13 protein-coding genes and 1 pseudogene are annotated in these 18,539 nt (G+C 61.1%); 11 read left to right on the top strand and 3 right to left on the bottom strand.

Annotated features, from left to right (window positions below):
- Positions 1 to 379: 379 nt before the first annotated feature.
- Positions 380 to 511 (top strand): annotated as a pseudogene (locus GSF67_RS26070) (ABC transporter substrate-binding protein); the annotation flags it as partial.
- A gap of 19 nt (positions 512 to 530) precedes the next feature.
- On the opposite strand, the gene GSF67_RS18855 reads toward GSF67_RS26070, so the two are convergent.
- Both GSF67_RS18855 and GSF67_RS18850 read right to left on the bottom strand, forming a co-directional pair.
- Positions 531 to 1,448, bottom strand: a complete 918-nt coding sequence (locus GSF67_RS18855; protein WP_006313654.1) for an SMP-30/gluconolactonase/LRE family protein — start codon at positions 1,446 to 1,448, stop codon at positions 531 to 533.
- Positions 1,449 to 1,480: 32 nt separating this feature from the next.
- Positions 1,481 to 2,194: a GntR family transcriptional regulator gene (locus GSF67_RS18850; protein WP_035215740.1), complete on the bottom strand. Its 714-nt coding sequence runs from the start codon at positions 2,192 to 2,194 to the stop codon at positions 1,481 to 1,483.
- A 103-nt stretch (positions 2,195 to 2,297) separates the two neighbouring features.
- On the opposite strand from GSF67_RS18850, the gene GSF67_RS18845 reads away from it, so the two are divergent.
- Genes GSF67_RS18845 through GSF67_RS18800 form a run of 10 tightly spaced genes read left to right on the top strand, consistent with a single transcriptional unit; the run spans position 2,298 to position 13,200 of the window.
- Positions 2,298 to 3,350: a Gfo/Idh/MocA family protein gene (locus GSF67_RS18845; protein WP_006313656.1), complete on the top strand. Its 1,053-nt coding sequence runs from the start codon at positions 2,298 to 2,300 to the stop codon at positions 3,348 to 3,350.
- Entirely contained in the window at positions 3,343 to 4,359 is a 1,017-nt protein-coding gene (locus GSF67_RS18840; RefSeq protein WP_006313657.1) for a Gfo/Idh/MocA family protein, read from the top strand. The genes GSF67_RS18845 and GSF67_RS18840 overlap by 8 nt, the downstream gene beginning before the upstream one ends.
- Positions 4,356 to 5,429: a Gfo/Idh/MocA family protein gene (locus tag GSF67_RS18835; RefSeq protein WP_006313658.1), complete on the top strand. Its 1,074-nt coding sequence runs from the start codon at positions 4,356 to 4,358 to the stop codon at positions 5,427 to 5,429. Before GSF67_RS18840 ends, GSF67_RS18835 begins: the two co-directional genes overlap by 4 nt.
- A gap of 22 nt (positions 5,430 to 5,451) precedes the next feature.
- Positions 5,452 to 6,723 carry an ABC transporter substrate-binding protein gene (locus GSF67_RS18830; RefSeq protein WP_006313659.1) on the top strand — a complete coding sequence of 424 codons (1,272 nt, stop codon included), beginning with the start codon at positions 5,452 to 5,454 and terminating at the stop codon, positions 6,721 to 6,723.
- Between the two features lie 57 nt (positions 6,724 to 6,780).
- Positions 6,781 to 7,749 carry a carbohydrate ABC transporter permease gene (locus tag GSF67_RS18825; RefSeq protein WP_006313660.1) on the top strand — a complete coding sequence of 323 codons (969 nt, stop codon included), beginning with the start codon at positions 6,781 to 6,783 and terminating at the stop codon, positions 7,747 to 7,749.
- Positions 7,742 to 8,785 carry a carbohydrate ABC transporter permease gene (locus GSF67_RS18820; protein WP_006313661.1) on the top strand — a complete coding sequence of 348 codons (1,044 nt, stop codon included), beginning with the start codon at positions 7,742 to 7,744 and terminating at the stop codon, positions 8,783 to 8,785. The genes GSF67_RS18825 and GSF67_RS18820 overlap by 8 nt, the downstream gene beginning before the upstream one ends.
- Positions 8,786 to 8,807: 22 nt before the next feature.
- Entirely contained in the window at positions 8,808 to 9,887 is a 1,080-nt protein-coding gene (locus tag GSF67_RS18815; RefSeq protein WP_006313662.1) for an ABC transporter ATP-binding protein, read from the top strand.
- A gap of 37 nt (positions 9,888 to 9,924) precedes the next feature.
- A complete protein-coding gene (gene araD, locus GSF67_RS18810; protein ID WP_006313663.1) occupies positions 9,925 to 11,649 on the top strand; it encodes an L-arabinonate dehydratase in 1,725 nt (574 codons plus the stop codon).
- Between the two features lie 9 nt (positions 11,650 to 11,658).
- Positions 11,659 to 12,456 (top strand): NAD(P)-dependent oxidoreductase, encoded by a 798-nt coding sequence (locus tag GSF67_RS18805; RefSeq protein WP_006313664.1) that lies wholly within the window; start codon positions 11,659 to 11,661, stop codon positions 12,454 to 12,456.
- 33 nt (positions 12,457 to 12,489) lie between these two features.
- Positions 12,490 to 13,200: a ribonuclease activity regulator RraA gene (locus tag GSF67_RS18800; RefSeq protein WP_006313665.1), complete on the top strand. Its 711-nt coding sequence runs from the start codon at positions 12,490 to 12,492 to the stop codon at positions 13,198 to 13,200.
- 108 nt (positions 13,201 to 13,308) lie between these two features.
- Here the strand turns inward: GSF67_RS18800 and GSF67_RS18795 are convergent, their stop codons facing one another.
- The gene (locus tag GSF67_RS18795; protein WP_006313666.1) at positions 13,309 to 18,501 is read right to left on the bottom strand and encodes an S-layer family protein; all 5,193 of its coding nucleotides are present in this window, start codon (positions 18,499 to 18,501) and stop codon (positions 13,309 to 13,311) included.
- Positions 18,502 to 18,539: the final 38 nt, after the last annotated feature.

Here is an 18,539-nt window from a genome sequence, read left to right as displayed (position 1 = left end):
AAACCTCCTGCCCGATAACTGCGCGGGCCCAATCCATTCATACCAACGATGAAAAGTTCGCACGGCTCATGAGATGAGTCAATAAAATTGTATAATCTAGTTATACATTGGTTATAAGGAAATAATTTCGTGCATGGGATTTACGCGCTACGGATTCGTAACACACTGAAAAGGTTATATTTTCTTTGAGACGCGCGTACCACCGGCCTGCGCAAGGGCTGGTAATGGCGAGGAGGCTGATCTTGCTGGTGAGAGCATGACGTTCAGGACCGGGCAGCACCATGCCGGGGAGCGAATTCCGTCAGCTGCGGTGGGACCCGCCTGTGTCTTGCGATATTCGCCGGTGGGAAGCCGCGTTCGCAGACATGCAAAAAGGGAGAACGCCGCTTCCTCCAACCCGAAGATCATCTATCAAGCGGGCGTCGGCGGTTTCAAATGGACGTTCCACAATTATCCGACGGATGAGAACCGCGCGCTCGTCGTGGCAAAATACGCTGAACCTCCACCCGGCAGGCGTTGGACGGCCAGCGTCACCCTTCAAATCTGAAGGGTGCAAATCCTTTCGTTTGTGTCGGGATCATCCACACGCCGCCCGAGAAAGGTGCCTGTTCGAGCCGCTCTGTCGACATGTTGTGGCGGTGCGAGGTGACGAAAAGAGTGCTGAAATCGGGTCCGCCGAAGCAGGGCATTGTCGGGTGCGGCACAGACATCTTTATCGCGGCGTTCTGTTTGCCGCCATCTTCGGCGAAGACATTCAACATGCCGGCGGAAACACCCGCACTGTAATAGGTGCCGCTGCCGTCGAGGCAGCCGCCATCGGGCCGTCCGGTTTCTTCCGTCATCTGAGCTACCAGCACACCCTCGTCGAACAGGCCGTTTACCCTGTCGAAGTTGCGTCTGCGTATCCATTTCTGCACGGAATCGCTCTGCCACATGATGGAACCGTCAGGGGAGAAAGCCAGGCCGTTCGGGCATGTCAGCCCCGTCTGCATGCGCTTGGCGCTCGTTGTGGTGATCCGCCAGAGTTCGCCGTAAGGCTTCATGTCTGAGAGCGGAACATTGTGCATGGTTCCTACCCAGAAGGCGCCGTCGGGGCCGATACGGCCGTCATTCAGCCGGCAGGGAATGCCCTCCGGTGCCGGAATGGAGTGGAGGAGACGTGTCCTGCCGCTATCGGGATCGAGGATGACGATATCCATGCCGCAGGCGACGACGAGATCGCCGTTTTCACAAAGCCCGAGGCTCGACACCGTGTGAGGAAACGGCCATTCGCGATATTGGCCGGGTTCGAGCGCTGCGGACCGCACCGTCTTGCCGAGGATATCGCACCAGAAAAGCACCTGGCGCCTTTCGTCCCAAACAGGGGATTCCGCCAGCGTGCTCATCGTGTCGCACAGAAGTTTTGCCTGCGACATGGCAAAGGCTTGTTCGGGATTTGCCGTATTCATGATGCTCGAACCGTTGAAATGATGCCGCAGCCTTATTCGAAGTAGTCCTGATGGTTCTCGAAAACCTGCGAGAGAATGCCGAGGACGCGTCTCAGGTGTTTGCGTAGTTCTTCGGCCGCGAGGGTTTCGTTCCCGGCCTTGACCGCGCCGTACACCGCCTCATGTTCGGAAAGCAGCCGCGCCATATGCGCCTCGTCAGTGATGGCGAGTGCACGCAGGCGGTCCAGTCCGGATTTTTCGCGGATCAGCAGGGTCTCCAGTCTTTCCAGCCCCGTCGCGGCCGCAAGCGCGCTGTGGAACTGGTCGTCATGCACCCGGAAGGCCTTCCGGTCTCCCCGGTGCATGGCCGCTCGCTGGCCGCTCAGGGCATGTTCGATCTCCTGTTCGGCTTCCGGCGTAATGCCGATCTGGCACAACCTGCCAACGGCAGCCACCTCCAGCGCCTCGCGGATGAACTGCGCACTGCGGATGTGCTTTTCCGATAATTTCGAAACATAGGTGCCGCGGCTTGGCAGGGTGACGATCAGGCCGTCATCTCTCAGCCGGCTAAGCGCCTCGCGCACCGGCGTCCGGCTGGAACTGAAGGATTGCCCGATCTCGTTTTCCGAGACCGCCTGGCCGGGAAAAAACTCCCGCGAAAGGATGGCGGATTTCAGCGCGGCATAGATCTGGTCAACCACCGGACGGTTGAGATCCAGTCGCTCCATCGTCGGCACGGTGCCGCCTGTCACGGGAATTTTCGGCATATACCCTCCAGCGTTTTCATAACCGGTATACCGGAACACAAGTCTGTTGACAACCGGCATACCGGTATGCAATTGATCGCGCATTGGGAAGGAGGCTCCCGAAATGCAAAATATCAAGACCTGCGTCATCGTTGGTGCCGGAATGGTGGCGAAGACGCATGTGCTCGCCTGTGCGGCAAGTCCGGAAAAAATTCGTCTGAAGGGTATCGTCGATGGCGGTTCCGGGCGCGCCAAGGCATTGGCTGCCGAAGCGTCGAAACACGCCGGATATGAAGTTGCGGTTTATTCTTCGATTGAAGATGCAGCGCGCGATGCGGATGTCGATTTCGCTATCATCGCGACGCCGCCAAATGCCCGCATCGATATCGTCGGACGGCTCGCGAAAGCCGGCAAACACATTCTGATGGAAAAGCCCGTCGCCCGTAACACTGAGGAAGCCGATGGTCTCGTCGCCCTCTGTCGCGACGCGGGCGTTACGCTCGGCATCATCTTCCAGCATCGCATGCGGGCGGCATCGCAAAAAGCCCGTGAACTGGTCGACGGCGGAACGCTCGGAGCACTGGGTCTTTGCGAAATTTCCGTGCCGTGGTGGCGCGCCCAGTCCTATTACGACGAACCCGGCCGCGGCACTTTGGCACGCGACGGCGGCGGTGTTCTGATCTCCCAGGCCATCCATACCATCGATCTCGCATTGAGTCTGACGGGTCCTGTCGCCCGCGTTCAGGCCATGGCGGCAACGACGCGTTTCCATCGCATGGAAACCGAAGATTATGTTTCTGCCGGCCTGCGCTTCAAGAATGGCGCCGTCGGTTCTCTGGTGGCGAGCACGGCAAGTTTTCCCGGTGCGGCTGAATCGATCCTGCTCCACTTCGACAATGCCAGCCTGCGGCTCGCTTCGGGTCTGTTGCATCTCGACTGGCGCGATGGCCGGCAGGAGACTTTTGGCGGCGCGGCCGCCGGCACGGGCGGCGGCGCCGACCCTATGGCTTTCACGCATGAATGGCATCAGGGCGTCTTCGATGATTTCGCAGACGCCATCTCTTCAGGACGCCCGCCGGTCGTCACCGGCGAAGCGGCTCTTTTGTCTCACAGATTGATCGACGCGATCATCAACTCGGCCGACACCGGCAAGGAAGTGGAACTGCAGGATGACTAAAGCAATCAAGTTCGTCGCTCTGGGTATTGAGCATCGGCATATTTTCGGCATGGCCCAGAACCTGCTGGATGCCGGCGCGGAATTTGGCGGCTGGTGGACAGAAGGCGAGCCCGATGTCGTGGAAGGCTTCGTCAAGCGCTTCCCGGATGTGCCGCGCGCAGCATCGAAAGAGGCGCTGCTGGCAGATGGCAGCATCGATCTCGTTGTCATCGCTGATATTCCGTCCAAGCGTGCCGATCTCGCGATTGCCGCCATGGAAGCCGGCAAGGACGTCATGTCCGACAAGCCCGGCTGCACCACCTTCGAACAGCTGGATCGTCTTCGCCAGACCGTGGCGAAGACAAAGCGCATCTGGACCGTCGATTTCTCCGAGCGGTTTGAAGTTCCAAGCGTGACCAAGGCGGCTGAACTCGTCGCGCAGGGCGCCATCGGCCGCGTCATCCAGACCGTCGGTCTCGGCCCGCATCGTCTGAACCGCCAGATCCGTCCGACGTGGTTTTTCGAGCGCGAAGCTTACGGCGGCATCCTCACCGATATCGCCAGCCACCAGATCGATCAGTTCATGTTCTTTACGGGTTCGACCGAGGTCGAGATCGTGTCCGCCACCGTTGCCAACTATGCCAACCCTGGCGATCCGGGCCTGCAGGATTTCGGCGAAGTCGTGCTGCGCGGCGACAAGGGCCACGGCTATATCCGCGTCGATTGGTATACGCCGGATGCGCTGCCGACCTGGGGTGACGGCCGCCTGACCATCCTCGGCACCGAGGGTTACATCGAACTGCGTAAATACGTCGATGTCGGCAATAGCGAAGGCACGGACCGCCTCGTTCTCGTGAATGGCGATCGCTGCGAATATATCGATGCTTCCGGTGCAGGCCTGCCCTATTTCGGTCTCGTGTGCGACGACATCCGTAACCGCACGGAAACGGCGATGACGCAGGAACACGTCTTCAAGGTTTGCGATCTATCGCTGCAGGCACAGGCCAAGGCTGAGGGAGCATCGAAATGATCGGTGTAGCCATCATTGGCGCCGGCATCGGCGCCCAGCATCTGACCGGTTATCGGGCCCTGCCGAAGCGCTTCGTCGTCAAGGCGATCTGCGATCTCGACCTGGAGCGCGCCCGCTCTGTTGCCGGCGATGATACCTCCATCCGCCTGACCACCGATCTCGACGAGGTTCTGGCAGATGAGAGCATCCAGCTCATTGACGTCTGCCTGCCGCCGCACCTGCATTTCCCGGTGACGCTGAAGGCGCATGCGGCGGGCAAGGACGTGGTTTGCGAAAAGCCGCTCGTCCGCTCGCTGGAAGAGGCAAATGCGCTGATCGACTCCGTCAAGAAGACCGGCCGCGGTGTGTTTCCGGTCTTCCAGTACCGTTTCGGACAGGCCATGCGGCAGCTGCGCGCGCTGATCGACGCTGGCCTTGCCGGCAAGGCCTTCGTCGCGAGCTCGGAAGTCCACTGGAACCGTGGCGCCAGCTATTACGACATTCCGTGGCGCGGTACGTGGAAGGGTGAGTGCGGCGGCGCGATCCTCGGCCACGCCATCCACGCCCATGATCTTCTCTGCCACGTTCTTGGTCCGGTCGATGAAGTGTTCGCCATGGCCGACACGCGCGTCAATACGATCGAAACCGAAGACTGCGCAGCCCTCAGCTTCCGCATGAAAAGCGGTGCCCTGGCGACGAGTTCTGTTACACTCGGCGCGGCCGAAGACACGTCGCGCCTGCGTTTCTGCTTTGAAGGTTTCACCGCCGAAAGCGGCACCTTGCCCTATCGCCCGGCTGAAGACACATGGCGTTTCATCGCCCGTGCACCGACGACGCAGGATCAGATCGACGCCGTTCTGGCAACAGTGGCTGATGGCGAAAACGGCTTCGCCGGTTTTGTCGAAGCCATTGCCGACGCGATGGAAGGACGTGGCGGCAAGGAAGTGACTGTTAATGACGGTTTGCAATCGATCGAACTCGTCACCGCCATCTATCGCTCGGTCCGGGAAGGAAAGCCGGTTCGCCTGTCCGACGCTGCCGAAGGCGAGTGGATCAAGGGCTGGGCCCCGCGCGCATCCGCCAACGCATAATCATCTAACGGGAGGAAACCAGATGACCAGAAAATACAGCATGGCACTGGCGCTCGCCCTGGGCGCGGCGTCCTTTGCAGGCGTCGCTCAGGCGGCCCAGGAAGTGCGCTTTACCTGCGCTTATGACGGAAACGGCTGCGAAATCCTCAAGGACATTCTCGCGCGTTACGAAAAGCAGCATCCGGACGTCAAGATCGTCACCGACGTCGTGCCCTACAAGGCGCTGCTGGAGGGCCTGCCCGTTCAGCTCGCCGGCGGCAGCGGCCCGGATTTCGCGACGGTGACCGACCTTGGTGGTCTCAACCGCTATTATCTCGATCTCACGCCCTATGTGGACGCGAAATATTGGGAAGACAATTTCTCGAACGTGCTGAAATGGTACCGCAGCGGCCCTGACGACAAGGGCATTTACGGCATGCATACCCAGCTCACCATCACCGGTGCCTTTATCAACCGCACCCTGTTCGATCAGGCCAATGTGGCCGTCCCCGGCAAGGATGCGACGCTGGACGATTGGGCAAAAGCTGCCAATGCCGTGGCCAAGGCGACCGGCACGCCTTATCCGATGGCAATCGACCGCTCCGGTCACCGCATTGCCGGCCCGGCCATCTCTTATGGCGCGAAGATTTTCGATGCCGACGGCAAGCCGATCCTGGTCGATGAAGGCTTCACCACTTTCGTGAAGAAATTCGTGGAGTGGAACAAGGACGGCACCATGGCGCGTGACGTCTGGGCCGGGCAGGGCGGCAATACCTATCGCGACGCCGCGCAGGAATTCATCAACGGCCAGCTGGTCTATTATTATTCCGGCAGCTGGCAGACCGCGCGGTTCGACAGCCAGGTGGGCGATGCGTTCGACTGGGAAGTCGTGCCGCAGCCCTGCGGTGGCGCTGCCTGCACCGGCATGCCTGGTGGTACCGGCATCGTTGGCTTCAAGCAGACCAAGAACCCGAAGATCGTTGCCGATATCCTGAACTTCATGGCGCAGGGCGAGAACTATCTCGACTTTACGGTTCGCACCCGCAACGTTCCCGCCAACAAGTCCGTGGCCGACAAGGGCGTGACCTATACCGGCGCAACGCCTGCGACGCAGAAGGCCATGAATGCCTGGCTGGACCAGATCCCGAGCCTCAGCCCGATTGCCTATGCCTATCAGGGCTACAAGAACAACCGCGCCATGTTCAACATCTCCGTCCAGCGCATCACGCAGGCCATCGTCGGTGAAAGCACCGTTGATGAAGCCATGGCCCGCGCGAAGACGGACCTTGAGGAAGCGTTGAAACAGGCGAAGTGATCCATCGCCTTCCGGCGTGGCGCATGCCGCGCCGCGCCGGATCGAAGGAGGACCCTCATGTATAAATTTCTTGCGCCCGTCATGGGCATCGTCGAATTGCCCTTTGCCTTCCTGCAGAAGGTTCTCGGCCACCGGCGGATCGCCTGGGTGTTTCTGACGCCCAACCTGATCCTGTTCGCGGTCTTCGCCTTTCTGCCTATCGCGCTGAACATGGCCTATTCCGTGACCGGCAGCGAACACATCTTGCTTTCGGAGCGCCCTTCCGTGGGCGGCGAAAACTTTTCGGTCCTTCTCTCCTGTCAGAATTACCTCGATCCCAATTCCTGTCAGCGCGACCTGTTCTGGCGCTCTGTCTGGAACACGCTGTTTTTCGTTGTGCTGCAGGTGGGTTTCATGGTCGGCTTTTCGCTGATCACGGCCGTCGTGCTCAACCGCGATATCCGCGCGCGCGGCTTTTTCCGTGCGGTGTTCTTCTTCCCGGTTCTGCTCTCGCCCGTCGTGGTCGCGCTGATCTGGAAGTGGATTCTCCAGCGTTTCGGCGTTCTCAACGCGGCGATGGAGGGGCTCGGCCTCGGTTCGGTGGACTGGCTGCTTGAAGCCAATCTTGCCTTCGGCTGGTCCGTCTTCCTGTCGGTCTGGGCGCATATGGGCTTCTATACGCTCATTCTTCTCGCCGGCCTGCAGGCGATCCCGCGCGATGTCTACGAGGCGGCGCAGCTCGACAAGGCAAGCCCGTGGCGTATCTTCCGGCGCATCACCCTGCCGCTGCTCGCTCCCACCATGCTCGTCGTTCTCGTCCTGTCGCTCATCAAGGGCGTGCAGACCTTCGATGAAGTCTTTGCCTTCACGGGTGGCGGCCCGGGTTCGGCGACCACCTTCATTATTCAGTTCATCTATCAGACCGGCTTTGCCGGGACGCCCCGCAATTTCGGCCTTGCGGCTGCCGCTTCGCTGCTGCTCGCCGTGGTGCTCGTGGTGCTGACCGCCCTGCAATTCCGGGCAAACAGGAGCAAGGTCGATGGCTAGGATTGGCGCATTTCTGACCCGTACCCGCGGCCGCAACGGCAAGCTGCACTGGACCGACTGGCTGTCCTACGCCTATCTTGGCGTGGCCGTGCTGATGATGTTCGGTCCCGTCGTCTGGCTCGTGCTCTCTTCGTTCAAGACGGAAGCCGATCTCCAGCGCTTCCCGCCGCGCCTTTTGCCCTATAGCCAGGAAACCGTTGTTGTGGATGGGCAGGCGGCGCCGCTGCCGGCCTATGTCGACAAGGACGGTCGCACGTTCGGCATGATCAGACGCATCGGCCTCGTGGCCCAGGTTGTCGATCCCGCCAAGCCCGCGGAAGTGCTGAAAATGCAGTTCAACGAGCTGAAGCCGGCCGAAAAAGTGGCGCTTGCGACGGAAAACTACACCGAGCTTTTCCAGCGTTTCAATTTCCCGCTTTATTTCTGGAACTCGACCTTCATCACGGTGACCTCCACCCTCATCATGCTGATCGTCAATTCCATGGCGGCCTTCGCGCTCTCGAAATACGAGTTCAAGGGCAGGGGTGTGGTGCTGGCGCTGGTCGTCGGCACATTGATGATCCCGCAGACCGTGGTGCTCGTGCCGCTGTTTCTCATCACCAGCCAGCTCGGTCTGATCAACAGTCTCTGGGGCGTCATCATTCCGGGCGCTGCGACACCGACCGGCGTCTTCCTGCTCCGGCAATATATGCTGACGATCCCGGATGAAATCCTCGATGCGGCACGCATGGACAAGGCCAGCGAGTGGAAGATTTACTGGCGGATCATCCTGCCGCTCTCGGCCCCGGCGCTTGCTGTTCTGGCGATCCTCGCGATCATGTGGCGCTGGAACGATTTCCTCTGGCCACTGATCGTGCTGACCCGCAACGACAACTTCACCCTGCAGCTGGCGCTCAATTCCTTCCAGGGGGAGATGACGACGGAATGGAGCAACCTTCTGGCCATGACGGTGCTGACACTCGCCCCGATCGCGCTGGTCTTCATGTTCCTGCAAAAATACATCGCCACCGGCATTGCATCGACTGGCGGCAAATAATCCTCAGGGAGGAAATACGACAATGGCAAGTATTCAGCTTCGTCAGGTCAAAAAGACATATGGTGCCCTCGATGTGATCAAGGGTGTCGATCTCGATATCAAGCACGGCGAATTCTGCGTCTTCGTCGGCCCTTCCGGCTGCGGCAAGTCGACCCTGCTGCGGATGATCTCGGGCCTCGAGGAACTGAGCGGCGGCGATATCGTCATCGGCGGCGACGTGGTCAACACGGTGCCGGCCGCGGACCGCGGCCTTGCCATGGTTTTCCAGTCCTATGCCCTTTACCCGCATATGACCGTGCGCGAAAACCTCTCCTTCGGACTTGAGAATATCGGCACCCCCAAGAAGGACATCGCCGAGAAGGTCACCCAGGTCGCCAAGATGCTGCAGATCGACCAACTGCTGGAGCGTCGCCCGAAGGACCTGTCGGGTGGTCAGCGCCAGCGCGTCGCCATCGGCCGGGCCGTGGTGCGCGAGCCGCGCGTATTCCTCTTTGACGAGCCGCTTTCCAACCTTGATGCGGAGCTGCGCGTCGATATGCGCGGCGAGATTTCCAGCCTGCACCGGCGGCTCGGCAATACCATGATCTATGTGACGCATGATCAGGTGGAGGCCATGACCATGGCTGACAAGATCGCCGTTCTGCGCGCCGGCAAGCTCGAACAGTTCGGTGTGCCGCTCGATCTTTATAACCGCCCGGCCAATCTCTTTGTGGCCGGCTTCATCGGCTCGCCGAAGATGAACTTCTTTGCCGGCGAAGTAACGTCGGATGCAACGCCGTCCCTGAAGATCGCCACCGGCGAACTGATCCCCCTGCCGCAGACCGGTTTTGCCTATAAGCCCGGTCAGAAAGTGACGCTCGGCATCCGTCCGAACCATGTGCAGGCGGGTGGCGAAGGTGCACTGACCATGTCGGTGCGCACCGCCGAACAGCTGGGCGGTGAATCCTATCTTTACGGCACTCTGGGTGATGGCACCCGGGTGACGCTGCATCTTTCCGGCCAGACCTCGACATCGGCGGACGAAGTCATCCGCCTGTCGGCGCCGCTGGAACACATCCATCTCTTCGATACGACGAGCGGGCTGACGCTCCGGCAGGACTGACAGCCTCAGGCGCAACCCGCAACGCAGGACCATTGACATGACCGATAAAAAACTCCGCTCCGACCGCTGGTTCGCACCTGACGACCTGCGCAGCTTCGGCCACCGCTCGCGCATGATGCAGCTTGGTTATGCGGAGGAGGATTTTGTCGGCAAACCCGTCATCGGTATCCTCAACACCTGGTCAGAGCTGAACACCTGTCATTCGCATTTCCCTGAACGGGTGAAGGATGTGAAACGCGGCGTGTTGCAGGCGGGCGGTTTCCCGGTCGAAATGCCGTCGCTCTCGGTGGACGAGAGCTTCACCAAGCCGACATCGATGCTTTACCGCAACATGCTGGCGATGGAGACGGAGGAAATGATCCGCTCGCATCCGCTTGACGGCGTAGTGCTGATGGGCGGTTGCGACAAGACGACGCCGGGCCTCGTCATGGGTGCGATCTCAGCCGGTGTGCCGATGATCTATCTGCCCGCCGGCCCGATGCTGAGCGGAAATTATGCCGGCAAGGTTCTGGGCTCGGGTTCGGACGCCTGGAAATATTGGGATGAGCGCCGCGCAGGCAATGTCACGGACGAGGAATGGCGTGGCGTGCAGGGCGGCATCGCCCGCTCTGCCGGTGTCTGCATGACAATGGGCACGGCCTCGACCATGACGGCCATTGCCGACGCACTTGGCATTACACTGCCCGGCGCCTCTTCAATTCCGGCGGTGGATTCCGAGCATCAGCGCATGTCCGCGGCCTGTGGCCGCCGCATTGTCGAGATGGTTTCGGAAGATCTGACACCGGACCATATCCTGACGGCGGCAGCTTTCCGCAACGCGGCCATCGTCGCGATGGCGACGGGTTGTTCCACCAATGCCGTCGTCCACCTCATCGCCATGGCGCGCCGCGCCGGTGTACCGATGACGCTGGATGAACTGGACGAACTTGGCCGCGTTACGCCGCTCATCGCCAATGTCCGCCCCTCCGGCAAGGACTATCTGATGCAGGACTTCTTTTACGCCGGCGGTCTGAGGGCGCTGATGAAGCAGCTGGAAAGTCGTCTCGACTGTTCCGTACTGACCGTGACCGGCCGCAGCATGGGCGAAAATCTCGAAGGTGCGAAGGTCTATAATGACGACGTCATCCGCTCGCTCGATAATCCTGTTTATGCGGAAGGATCGCTTGCGGTGCTGCGTGGCAATCTCTGCCCTGACGGCGCCGTCATCAAGCCAGCGGCCTGCGATCCAAAACTGCATGTGCATCAGGGCCCGGCGCTGGTGTTTGACAGCTACCCCGAGATGAAAGCCGCCATTGACGATGAGAATCTCGATGTAACGCCCGACCATGTGCTAGTGCTGCGTAATGCCGGTCCGCTCGGCGGTCCGGGCTTTCCGGAATGGGGCATGTTGCCTATCCCAAAGGCGCTGATCAAAAAGGGTCATCGCGATATGCTTCGTATTTCCGATGCCCGCATGTCCGGCACGTCCTACGGTGCCTGCGTGCTTCACGTTGCGCCGGAAAGCTTCGTCGGCGGCCCGCTGGCGCTCCTGAAAACCGGCGATATCGTACGCCTCGACCTGCCTCAGCGTCGCCTCGACATGCTGGTCAGCGAAGAGGAAATCGCTCGTCGCCGCGCGGCCTGGCAGGCGCCGGCACCACGGTATGAACGCGGTTACGGTTATCTTTTCTCCAAGCACGTCACCCAGGCCGATCAAGGCTGCGACTTCGACTTCCTGCAGACGGATTTCGGCCGCACTGCCGGCGAGCCCGATATTTTCTAAGGACGAGACATGTTGAAGCGATTGCTCATCACCGGTGCCGGCGGCAAGCTGGGCAGCATGCTGCGGGCACGGCTTGGCCATGTCGCCGAGACCATCCGCCTTTCCGACGTTGTTGACCTCGGTACGCCGGCAGCTCACGAGGAACTCGTTTCCTGCGCGCTCGAAGACGAGCAGGCGGTGCACGATCTCGTCAAGGGTTGCGACGGCATCGTCCATCTCGGCGGCGTTTCCGTCGAGAGGGCGTTTGACCCGATAGAGGCCGCCAATCTGCGTGGGGTATACAATCTCTATGAGGCGGCACGGCTGAACGGCATGCCGCGCATTCTGTTCGCCTCCAGCAACCACACGATCGGTTATTATCCGCAGGGTCAGCAGCTTGCCCCTGAGACGCCCTTTCTGCCGGACGGTCTTTATGGCGTCTCGAAGATTTTCGGCGAGGCGATGGCGAGCCTCTACCATTCCAAATTCGGCCAGGAGACGGCGATTGTCCGCATCGGCTCCTGCGAAGAAAAACCCTCCAACTGGCGGATGTTGTCCACCTGGCTCAGCTACGGGGATTTCGTCTCGCTGATCGAGGCCACATTCCGCGTGCCGAAGCTTGGATGCCCGGTCATCTGGGGTGTTTCGGCCAATGACGACAGCTGGTGGGACAATTCCCATGTCGATTTTCTCGGCTGGCAACGGTGCGACAATGCCGCACGCTACCTGGCGGAAATCGAACGCGATGTGCCGCGCCCCGACCCGGAGGCCGCGATCGCGAAATATCAGGGCGGCATCTTTATCGACGAGCCCATTCACAGGACTTGAAACACATTATTCGGCCATTGCGAGGAGCCAGACATGAACAATGAAACGCGCGAAAAACTGTTGACGATTTCCGTCGCCACGCTGGCGACGGCGCTTTACAAGCGCGGCCTGCGCAACCAGGTCATCCAGGGCGTGCGCCCGCTGGGTTACAAGGGCAAGAATATGGTTGGCCCGGCCTTTACCCTGCGTTACATGCCGGCCCGCGAGGATCGCAACCAGCTGGTGGAATTCCGCAATCCCGCCCATCCCCAGCGCGTCGCCATCGAAACCTGCCCGCCCGGCCATGTGCTTGTCATGGACAGCCGCAAGGATGCCTCTGCCGCCTCGGCCGGCGATATTCTGGTGACGCGCCTGATGGTGCGCGGCGGTGCGGGCATCGTTTCCGATGGCGGTTTTCGCGATGCGGCCACGATTGCCGAGCTGGATATTCCGGCCTACCACACCCGGCCTTCCAGCCCGACCAACCTCACCAAACACGAGGCGATCGAGATCAACGGCCCGATCGGCTGTGGCGACGCGCCGGTTTTCCCAGGTGACATTATCGTCGGCGATGCGGATTGCGTCATCGTCATCCCCGCCGGCATTGCCGATGAAGTGGCGACGGAAGCGGTGGAAATGACGGCTTACGAGGATTTCGTGGTGGAACAGGTCAAGGCGGGCCAAACGATCATCGGGCTTTATCCCTGCACCAAGGAAGAACATCAGGTCGCCTTTGCCGCGTGGCGCAAACAGCACGGACGCTGATCGTTCTCAAAGTTGGTCGCATTGACGGGCGTCCCTTGCGGTGACGCCCGTTTCCTTTTTTAGCATTTCGCGAACAATCCCGTCCGCCGTATCTGGGAAAAGGACCGCTCAGACATCAAGATAAGACAGGATGGCTGAGGCGACGTCGGACGAGTCCCGCGCCGTGGTCGACGTGCCGCCCGATCCGCTGGTATTGCCCGTATTATCTTGCGCCGAAGACGTCACCGCGGGGGTCGAGAGGAAGGAAGCGATTTCCTGCACGGAGCTGTTCGCCGGCTTGCTGCTGTTCAACGCGGTAACCTGAGCCGATGTCATGGCCGCGATCTGGCCGGGCGTGAAGGCTGCGGCCTGGGAAGTCGTGAGGCCTGCAAGTGTGCTGGTGCTCAATCCCGGGATCGCGCTTGAACTCAAGCTGATGATCTGTTCGGCGGAAAATGTCGTGAGGTCGTCTGCACCAAGCGCGGCCGCCTGCCTTGCGCTGAGGGCGCTGACCTGGGATGTCGACAATGCGCCGATTTGTGCAGCATCCATTGCCGCCACCTGGCCATAGCTCAGCGACGCCACCTGGCCTGTCGTCAGTGCGGCGATTGACTCTGAAGACAGGGAAGCGACGACGCTGTTGGACAAGCCCCTGATGGCCGTTGAACTGATTGCAGCAAGTTCGCCGCTGGAGAATGTTCCCATATCCTCCAATGTCAGCCCGGCCAGCCCGGATGAGCTCAATGCGGCGATCTGGCTGGTGGACAGGGCTTCGATCCTGTCCTTACCAAGGGCATCGACCTGCTCGCTGGTCAATCCGGAGACGCCTGCGGTACTCAGGGCGGCAACCTCTGCCGTGGAAAGCGCGGCGATAAAGTTCGTGGACAGCCCCTTTATCGCGCCCGCGCCAATCGCCGCGAGTTCATCCGGCGAGAAGGTCTCGAGCATGTCGGTAGACAGTCCCTGAAGTGCATCCGAAGTCAACGCCGCAATCTGACGGGTGGACAGGGCTTCGACCTGTTCGACGCTCAGCGCGCCTGCCTGCACGCTGCCAAGGCCCGCGACAGCCTTGGCGTCGAGAGCGGCGATCTGGCCTTTCGTCAGCGCGGCAATGCCGGTCGCGCTGAGGGCTGCAACCTGTCTGGAGGTGAGGGCGCCAATTTGTGCGCTGGTGAGGCCGTTCAACTGGCCGGTGCCAAGGGCCACAATCTGGTCGGTGGTAAGGCCCGATACGGCCGCGGTTCCGAGGGCCGCGATCTGCGCCGTCGTCAGGGATGCAATGGTCGACGCCGACAGGCCCGCGACCGCACTGGAGCCGATCGAGGCGATTTCGGCGGTGGTGAAGATATCAAGATCATCGGCACCGAGGGCCGCAATCTGTTTCGAACTCAGGGCCGCGATCTGGGCACTGGTCAGGGCCTCGACCTGACTAGTGCTTAAGGCGGCGATCTGATCCGTGGTGAGGCCCGCCACGCCCGCTGTGCTGAGAGCGGCGATCTGGGCTGATGAAAGCGAGCCGATGCCGGAAACGCTGAGTGCCGTCACCTGTTTGGAGGTGAGGGCGCCGATCTGCGCATTGGTGAGGGCGTCCACCTGGCCGGTGCCGAGGGCGGCGATCTGGTCGGTGGTGAGTCCCGATACGGCCGCCGCGCCGAGGGCCGCGATCTGCGCCGTCGTCAGGGATGCGATGGTCGATGCCGGCAGGCCGGAGATCGCAGCAGAACCGATCGCGGCCATTTCCGCGGTGGTGAAGATAGCCAGATCGTCTGCGCTGAGAGCCGCAATCTGTTTCGAATTCAGGGCCGCGATCTGGGCACTGGTCAGGGCCTCGACCTGGCTGATACTCAAGGCGGCGATCTGATCCGTGGTGAGGCCTGCCACGCCTGCGGCGCCGATAGCGGCTATCTGTGCCGCTGAAAGCGAGGCGATATCGGTCATCTCAAGTGCCGCAACCTGCTTTGAGGTGAGGGCGCTGATCTGGGCATTGGTGAGGACGTTGACCTGTTCGCTTGTCAGGCCTGCGATCTGCCCCGTGCTCAGCCCGCTGATGCCGGCCATGCTCAGCGCACCGATCTGGGCTGTCGTCAGCGATGCCACGGTGTCCCTTGAAAGGCCCGCAACCGCATTCGAACTGAGCGCGGCGATGTCCCCGGTCGAGAAAGTCGCAATATCGTCGGTGCCGAGAGCGGCGATCTGTTTTGCGCTGAGAGCCGCGATCTGGCCGCTGGTCATCGCCCCGACCTGATCGGTACTCAGGGCGGCGATCTGATCGGTGGTGAGACCTGCCGCACCCGCCGCGCTGAGGGCGGCGATCTGGCCTGTCGACAGTGCCGTGATGTCGCTCACATCAAATGCCGCAACCTGCTTGGAGGTGAGGGCGGCGATCTGGGTATTGGTGAGGACGTTGAGCTGATCACCCGTCAATGCGGCGATCTGCCCCGTGCTCAGCCCGCTGATGCCGGCCATGCTCAGCGCGCCGATCTGGGCTGTCGTCAGCGACGCTACGGTGTCCTTCGATAGGCCGGCGATCGCACTTGAACCGAGCGCGGCCATGTCCCTCGTCGAGAAGGTTGCGATATCGTCCGTGCTCAGGACGGCGAGCTGCGTAGAACTGAGCGCGCCGACCTGAACAGTGGTCAATGCCTCGACCTGAGCCGTTGTCAGGGCCACGATCTGCACGGTGCTGAGCGACGCGATGCTTCTCACATTCAGTGCGGCGATCTGGCCTGTCGCGAGCGACGCTATGGTCTCCGCGGAGAGGCCTGCAATCGCATCCGAACTGATTGCGGCAATGTCCTTGGTCGAGAACGTCGCGATGTCGTCCGTGCTCAAGGCCGCGATTTGCTTCGAGGTGAGTGCACTGACCTGGTTGGAGGTCAAGGCCTCGACCTGAGCGGTCGTCAAGGCCGCAATCTGTGCGGTGCTCAGCGCATTGATGCTTTGCGTGTTCAGAGCCGCAATCTGAGCGGTCGTCAGGGAGGCTATTGCCTCCGTCGACAATCCCGCGATCGCACTTGAACTGATCGCAGCGATATCCTTGGTGGTGAATTTTGCCAGATCTTCCGTGCCCAGTTCGGCAATATGCATGGAACTGAAGTTGAGGATCTGCGCACTCGTCAGGGCTTCAACCTGGGCGGTGCTGAATGTCGCCACTTGCTGCTTGCTCAGCCCAGAAATACCCGCGGCGCTCAGGCCGGAAATCTGTGCTGTCGAAAGAGCCGCTACGGCCTCGGTGCCAAGCGCCGCAATTTGTGCCGAGCTCAACATTGCCATCTGCCTGCTCGACAGCCTGGAAATCTGCTCGGTACTGAGCGCTGCGATCTGGCCGGTTGAAAATCCGGTCATGCTTGACGTGCTTATGGCCGCGATCTGGGCCACGGAAAGCGATGCGATGTTGCTGGCGCCCATCGCCGTTATCTGTCCCGAGCTGAGAGCCGCGATCTGGGCCGTGGTCAAGGCCGAGACCTGATCGGCGCGCAGGATTGCAATCTGCTCCGGGGTCAGGCCCTTGATGCTTGCCGCACTCAATACGGCGGTCTGGCTGGTGGACAAGGCAGCGACATCGCTACCCAAGGCGGCGACCTGCGTTGAACTCAACGCCTTGATCTGCGTGGCGGACAAAAGGCTGACCTGGCTGCCGCTCAAGGCTTCCACCTGATCGGACGTCAGGCCGGCAATCGCACTGGCGCCGAAGGCGGCGATCTGAGCGGCGGTCAGTGCTGCAATGACATCCGTGCTCAAGCCCGACATGGCCTTACCGGTAATCGCGGCAAGATCGGCACTCGAGAAGGTCGCGAGATCTTCCACGCTCAGGGCAGCGAGTTGCGTTGAACTCAGCGATTTCACCTGTGTCGGGGAGAGGGCCGCGACCTGACTGGTGCTCAGGGCTTCGATCTGGTCGTCTGTCAGACTGGCGATCGCGCCGGTCGTCAGGGCGGCGATCTGAGCGGTGGTCAGCGCGGCGATTGCGCCGGTGCTCAGGCCTGATATTGCCTTGCCGGCAATCGCCGCAATATCGGCGGTCGAAAATGTCGCGATATCATCCGGGCTCAGGGCTGCAATTTGAGCCGAGTTCAGCAGCTTCACCTGTGCCGCGGAGAGGGCCTCGACCTGCCGGGTGCTGAAGGCTTCGATCTGATCGGCTGTCAGGCTAGCGATCACGCCGGAGCTCAGGGCGGCAATGTGAGTGGCCGACAGGGCCTCGACCTGACCAGCGCTCAGGGCCTGGAACTGTGCCGAACTGAGGGCGTTCATCTGGGCCGTCGTCAGCGCGGCGATCTGATCCAGCGTCAGAGTGCCGATCGCCTCCGTGCCCAGGCGGGGCATGGCTGTGCCCGTGATCGCGGCAATATCGGCGGTGGAGAATGTTGCGATGTCCTCTGCGCTCAGGACCGCGAGCTGCGACGCAGTCAGCGACCGTACCTGTAACGGTGACAGGGCTTCAACCTGGCTCGTGCTCAAGGCCGCGACATGGGTCGTTTTGAGTGCGGCAATCTGCGCCGTCGTCAAGGCGGCTATCTGGGCGGTACTCAGGGCCTCGATCTGCTCGGTCGTCAGGCCGGCAATCGCGCTTGCATTCAGCGCCGCGATGCGATCCGCCGTCAGTTCCGCGATTGCCTCGGTGCTCAGGCCCGTTATGGCCTTGCCGGTAATAGCGGCGATGTCGGCCGCGGAGAAGGTGGCGATATCGTCTGTGCCGAGGGCAGCGAGCTGAAGCGAGCTCAACACCCTCACCTGGGCAGGGGTCAGGGCTTCCGCCTGCTGCGGGCTCAGGATCGCGATCTGTTCGGTCGTCAGGCTTGCGATCGCGCTGATGTTCAGCGCCGCGATCTGGTCCGGGGTAAGTCCTGCGATCACCTCCGTGCCGAGGCCCGGCATGGCTTTGGCCGTGATCGCCGCCATGTCAGCGGTCGAGAAGGTTGCGATATCCTCTGCGCTCAGCGCCGCAAGTTGCGCTGAGCTGAGAACGCGCACTTGGGAAGAGGTCAGGGCTTCTGCCTGGTCCGTCGTCAGGGCATGAAACTGGGTGGTCGTCAGCGCGGAAACCTGGCTCGCACTCAGACTTTTGATGGCGTATTGATCGAGAATGTTGAGTTGATCCAGCGTCAAACCAACAATGGCGCCCTGTGAAATGGCGCTCAGCTGCTGAGAATTGAGGATTTTGACATCCTCCACATCCAATGCTGCGATCTGATCCGATGAGAGCGCCTTGATCTGCGTTGTGGAGAGTGACGCGACGTCCTCGGTTGTCCAGGCGGCGACTGCCTCTGTCGAGAGATATCTGATCTGATTGACATTCAGGGAAGCAATGATCGACGTCATGTCTGGAAAATCCTAAAGCCCAAGCCTCGACAGATGAA

Origin of the sequence: Agrobacterium sp. CGMCC 11546 (assembly GCF_013365515.1) — a bacterium.
In the GTDB taxonomy this organism is placed as follows: Bacteria; Pseudomonadota; Alphaproteobacteria; order Rhizobiales; family Rhizobiaceae; genus Agrobacterium; species Agrobacterium fabrum.
The sequence above is the reverse complement of the archived record's forward strand: the minus strand, read 5'-3'. Positions and strand labels throughout refer to the sequence as shown.

Coding starts and splice junctions, on each gene's coding strand:
- GSF67_RS18795 (WP_006313666.1), bottom strand. CDS start 18,501: ATGACGTCGATCATTGCTTCCCTGAATGTCAATCAGATCAGATATCTC.
- GSF67_RS18825 (WP_006313660.1), top strand. CDS start 6,781: ATGTATAAATTTCTTGCGCCCGTCATGGGCATCGTCGAATTGCCCTTT.
- GSF67_RS18800 (WP_006313665.1), top strand. CDS start 12,490: ATGAACAATGAAACGCGCGAAAAACTGTTGACGATTTCCGTCGCCACG.
- GSF67_RS18845 (WP_006313656.1), top strand. CDS start 2,298: ATGCAAAATATCAAGACCTGCGTCATCGTTGGTGCCGGAATGGTGGCG.
- GSF67_RS18805 (WP_006313664.1), top strand. CDS start 11,659: ATGTTGAAGCGATTGCTCATCACCGGTGCCGGCGGCAAGCTGGGCAGC.
- GSF67_RS18840 (WP_006313657.1), top strand. CDS start 3,343: ATGACTAAAGCAATCAAGTTCGTCGCTCTGGGTATTGAGCATCGGCAT.
- GSF67_RS18830 (WP_006313659.1), top strand. CDS start 5,452: ATGACCAGAAAATACAGCATGGCACTGGCGCTCGCCCTGGGCGCGGCG.
- GSF67_RS18835 (WP_006313658.1), top strand. CDS start 4,356: ATGATCGGTGTAGCCATCATTGGCGCCGGCATCGGCGCCCAGCATCTG.
- GSF67_RS18815 (WP_006313662.1), top strand. CDS start 8,808: ATGGCAAGTATTCAGCTTCGTCAGGTCAAAAAGACATATGGTGCCCTC.
- GSF67_RS18820 (WP_006313661.1), top strand. CDS start 7,742: ATGGCTAGGATTGGCGCATTTCTGACCCGTACCCGCGGCCGCAACGGC.
- araD (WP_006313663.1), top strand. CDS start 9,925: ATGACCGATAAAAAACTCCGCTCCGACCGCTGGTTCGCACCTGACGAC.
- GSF67_RS18855 (WP_006313654.1), bottom strand. CDS start 1,448: ATGAATACGGCAAATCCCGAACAAGCCTTTGCCATGTCGCAGGCAAAA.
- GSF67_RS18850 (WP_035215740.1), bottom strand. CDS start 2,194: ATGCCGAAAATTCCCGTGACAGGCGGCACCGTGCCGACGATGGAGCGA.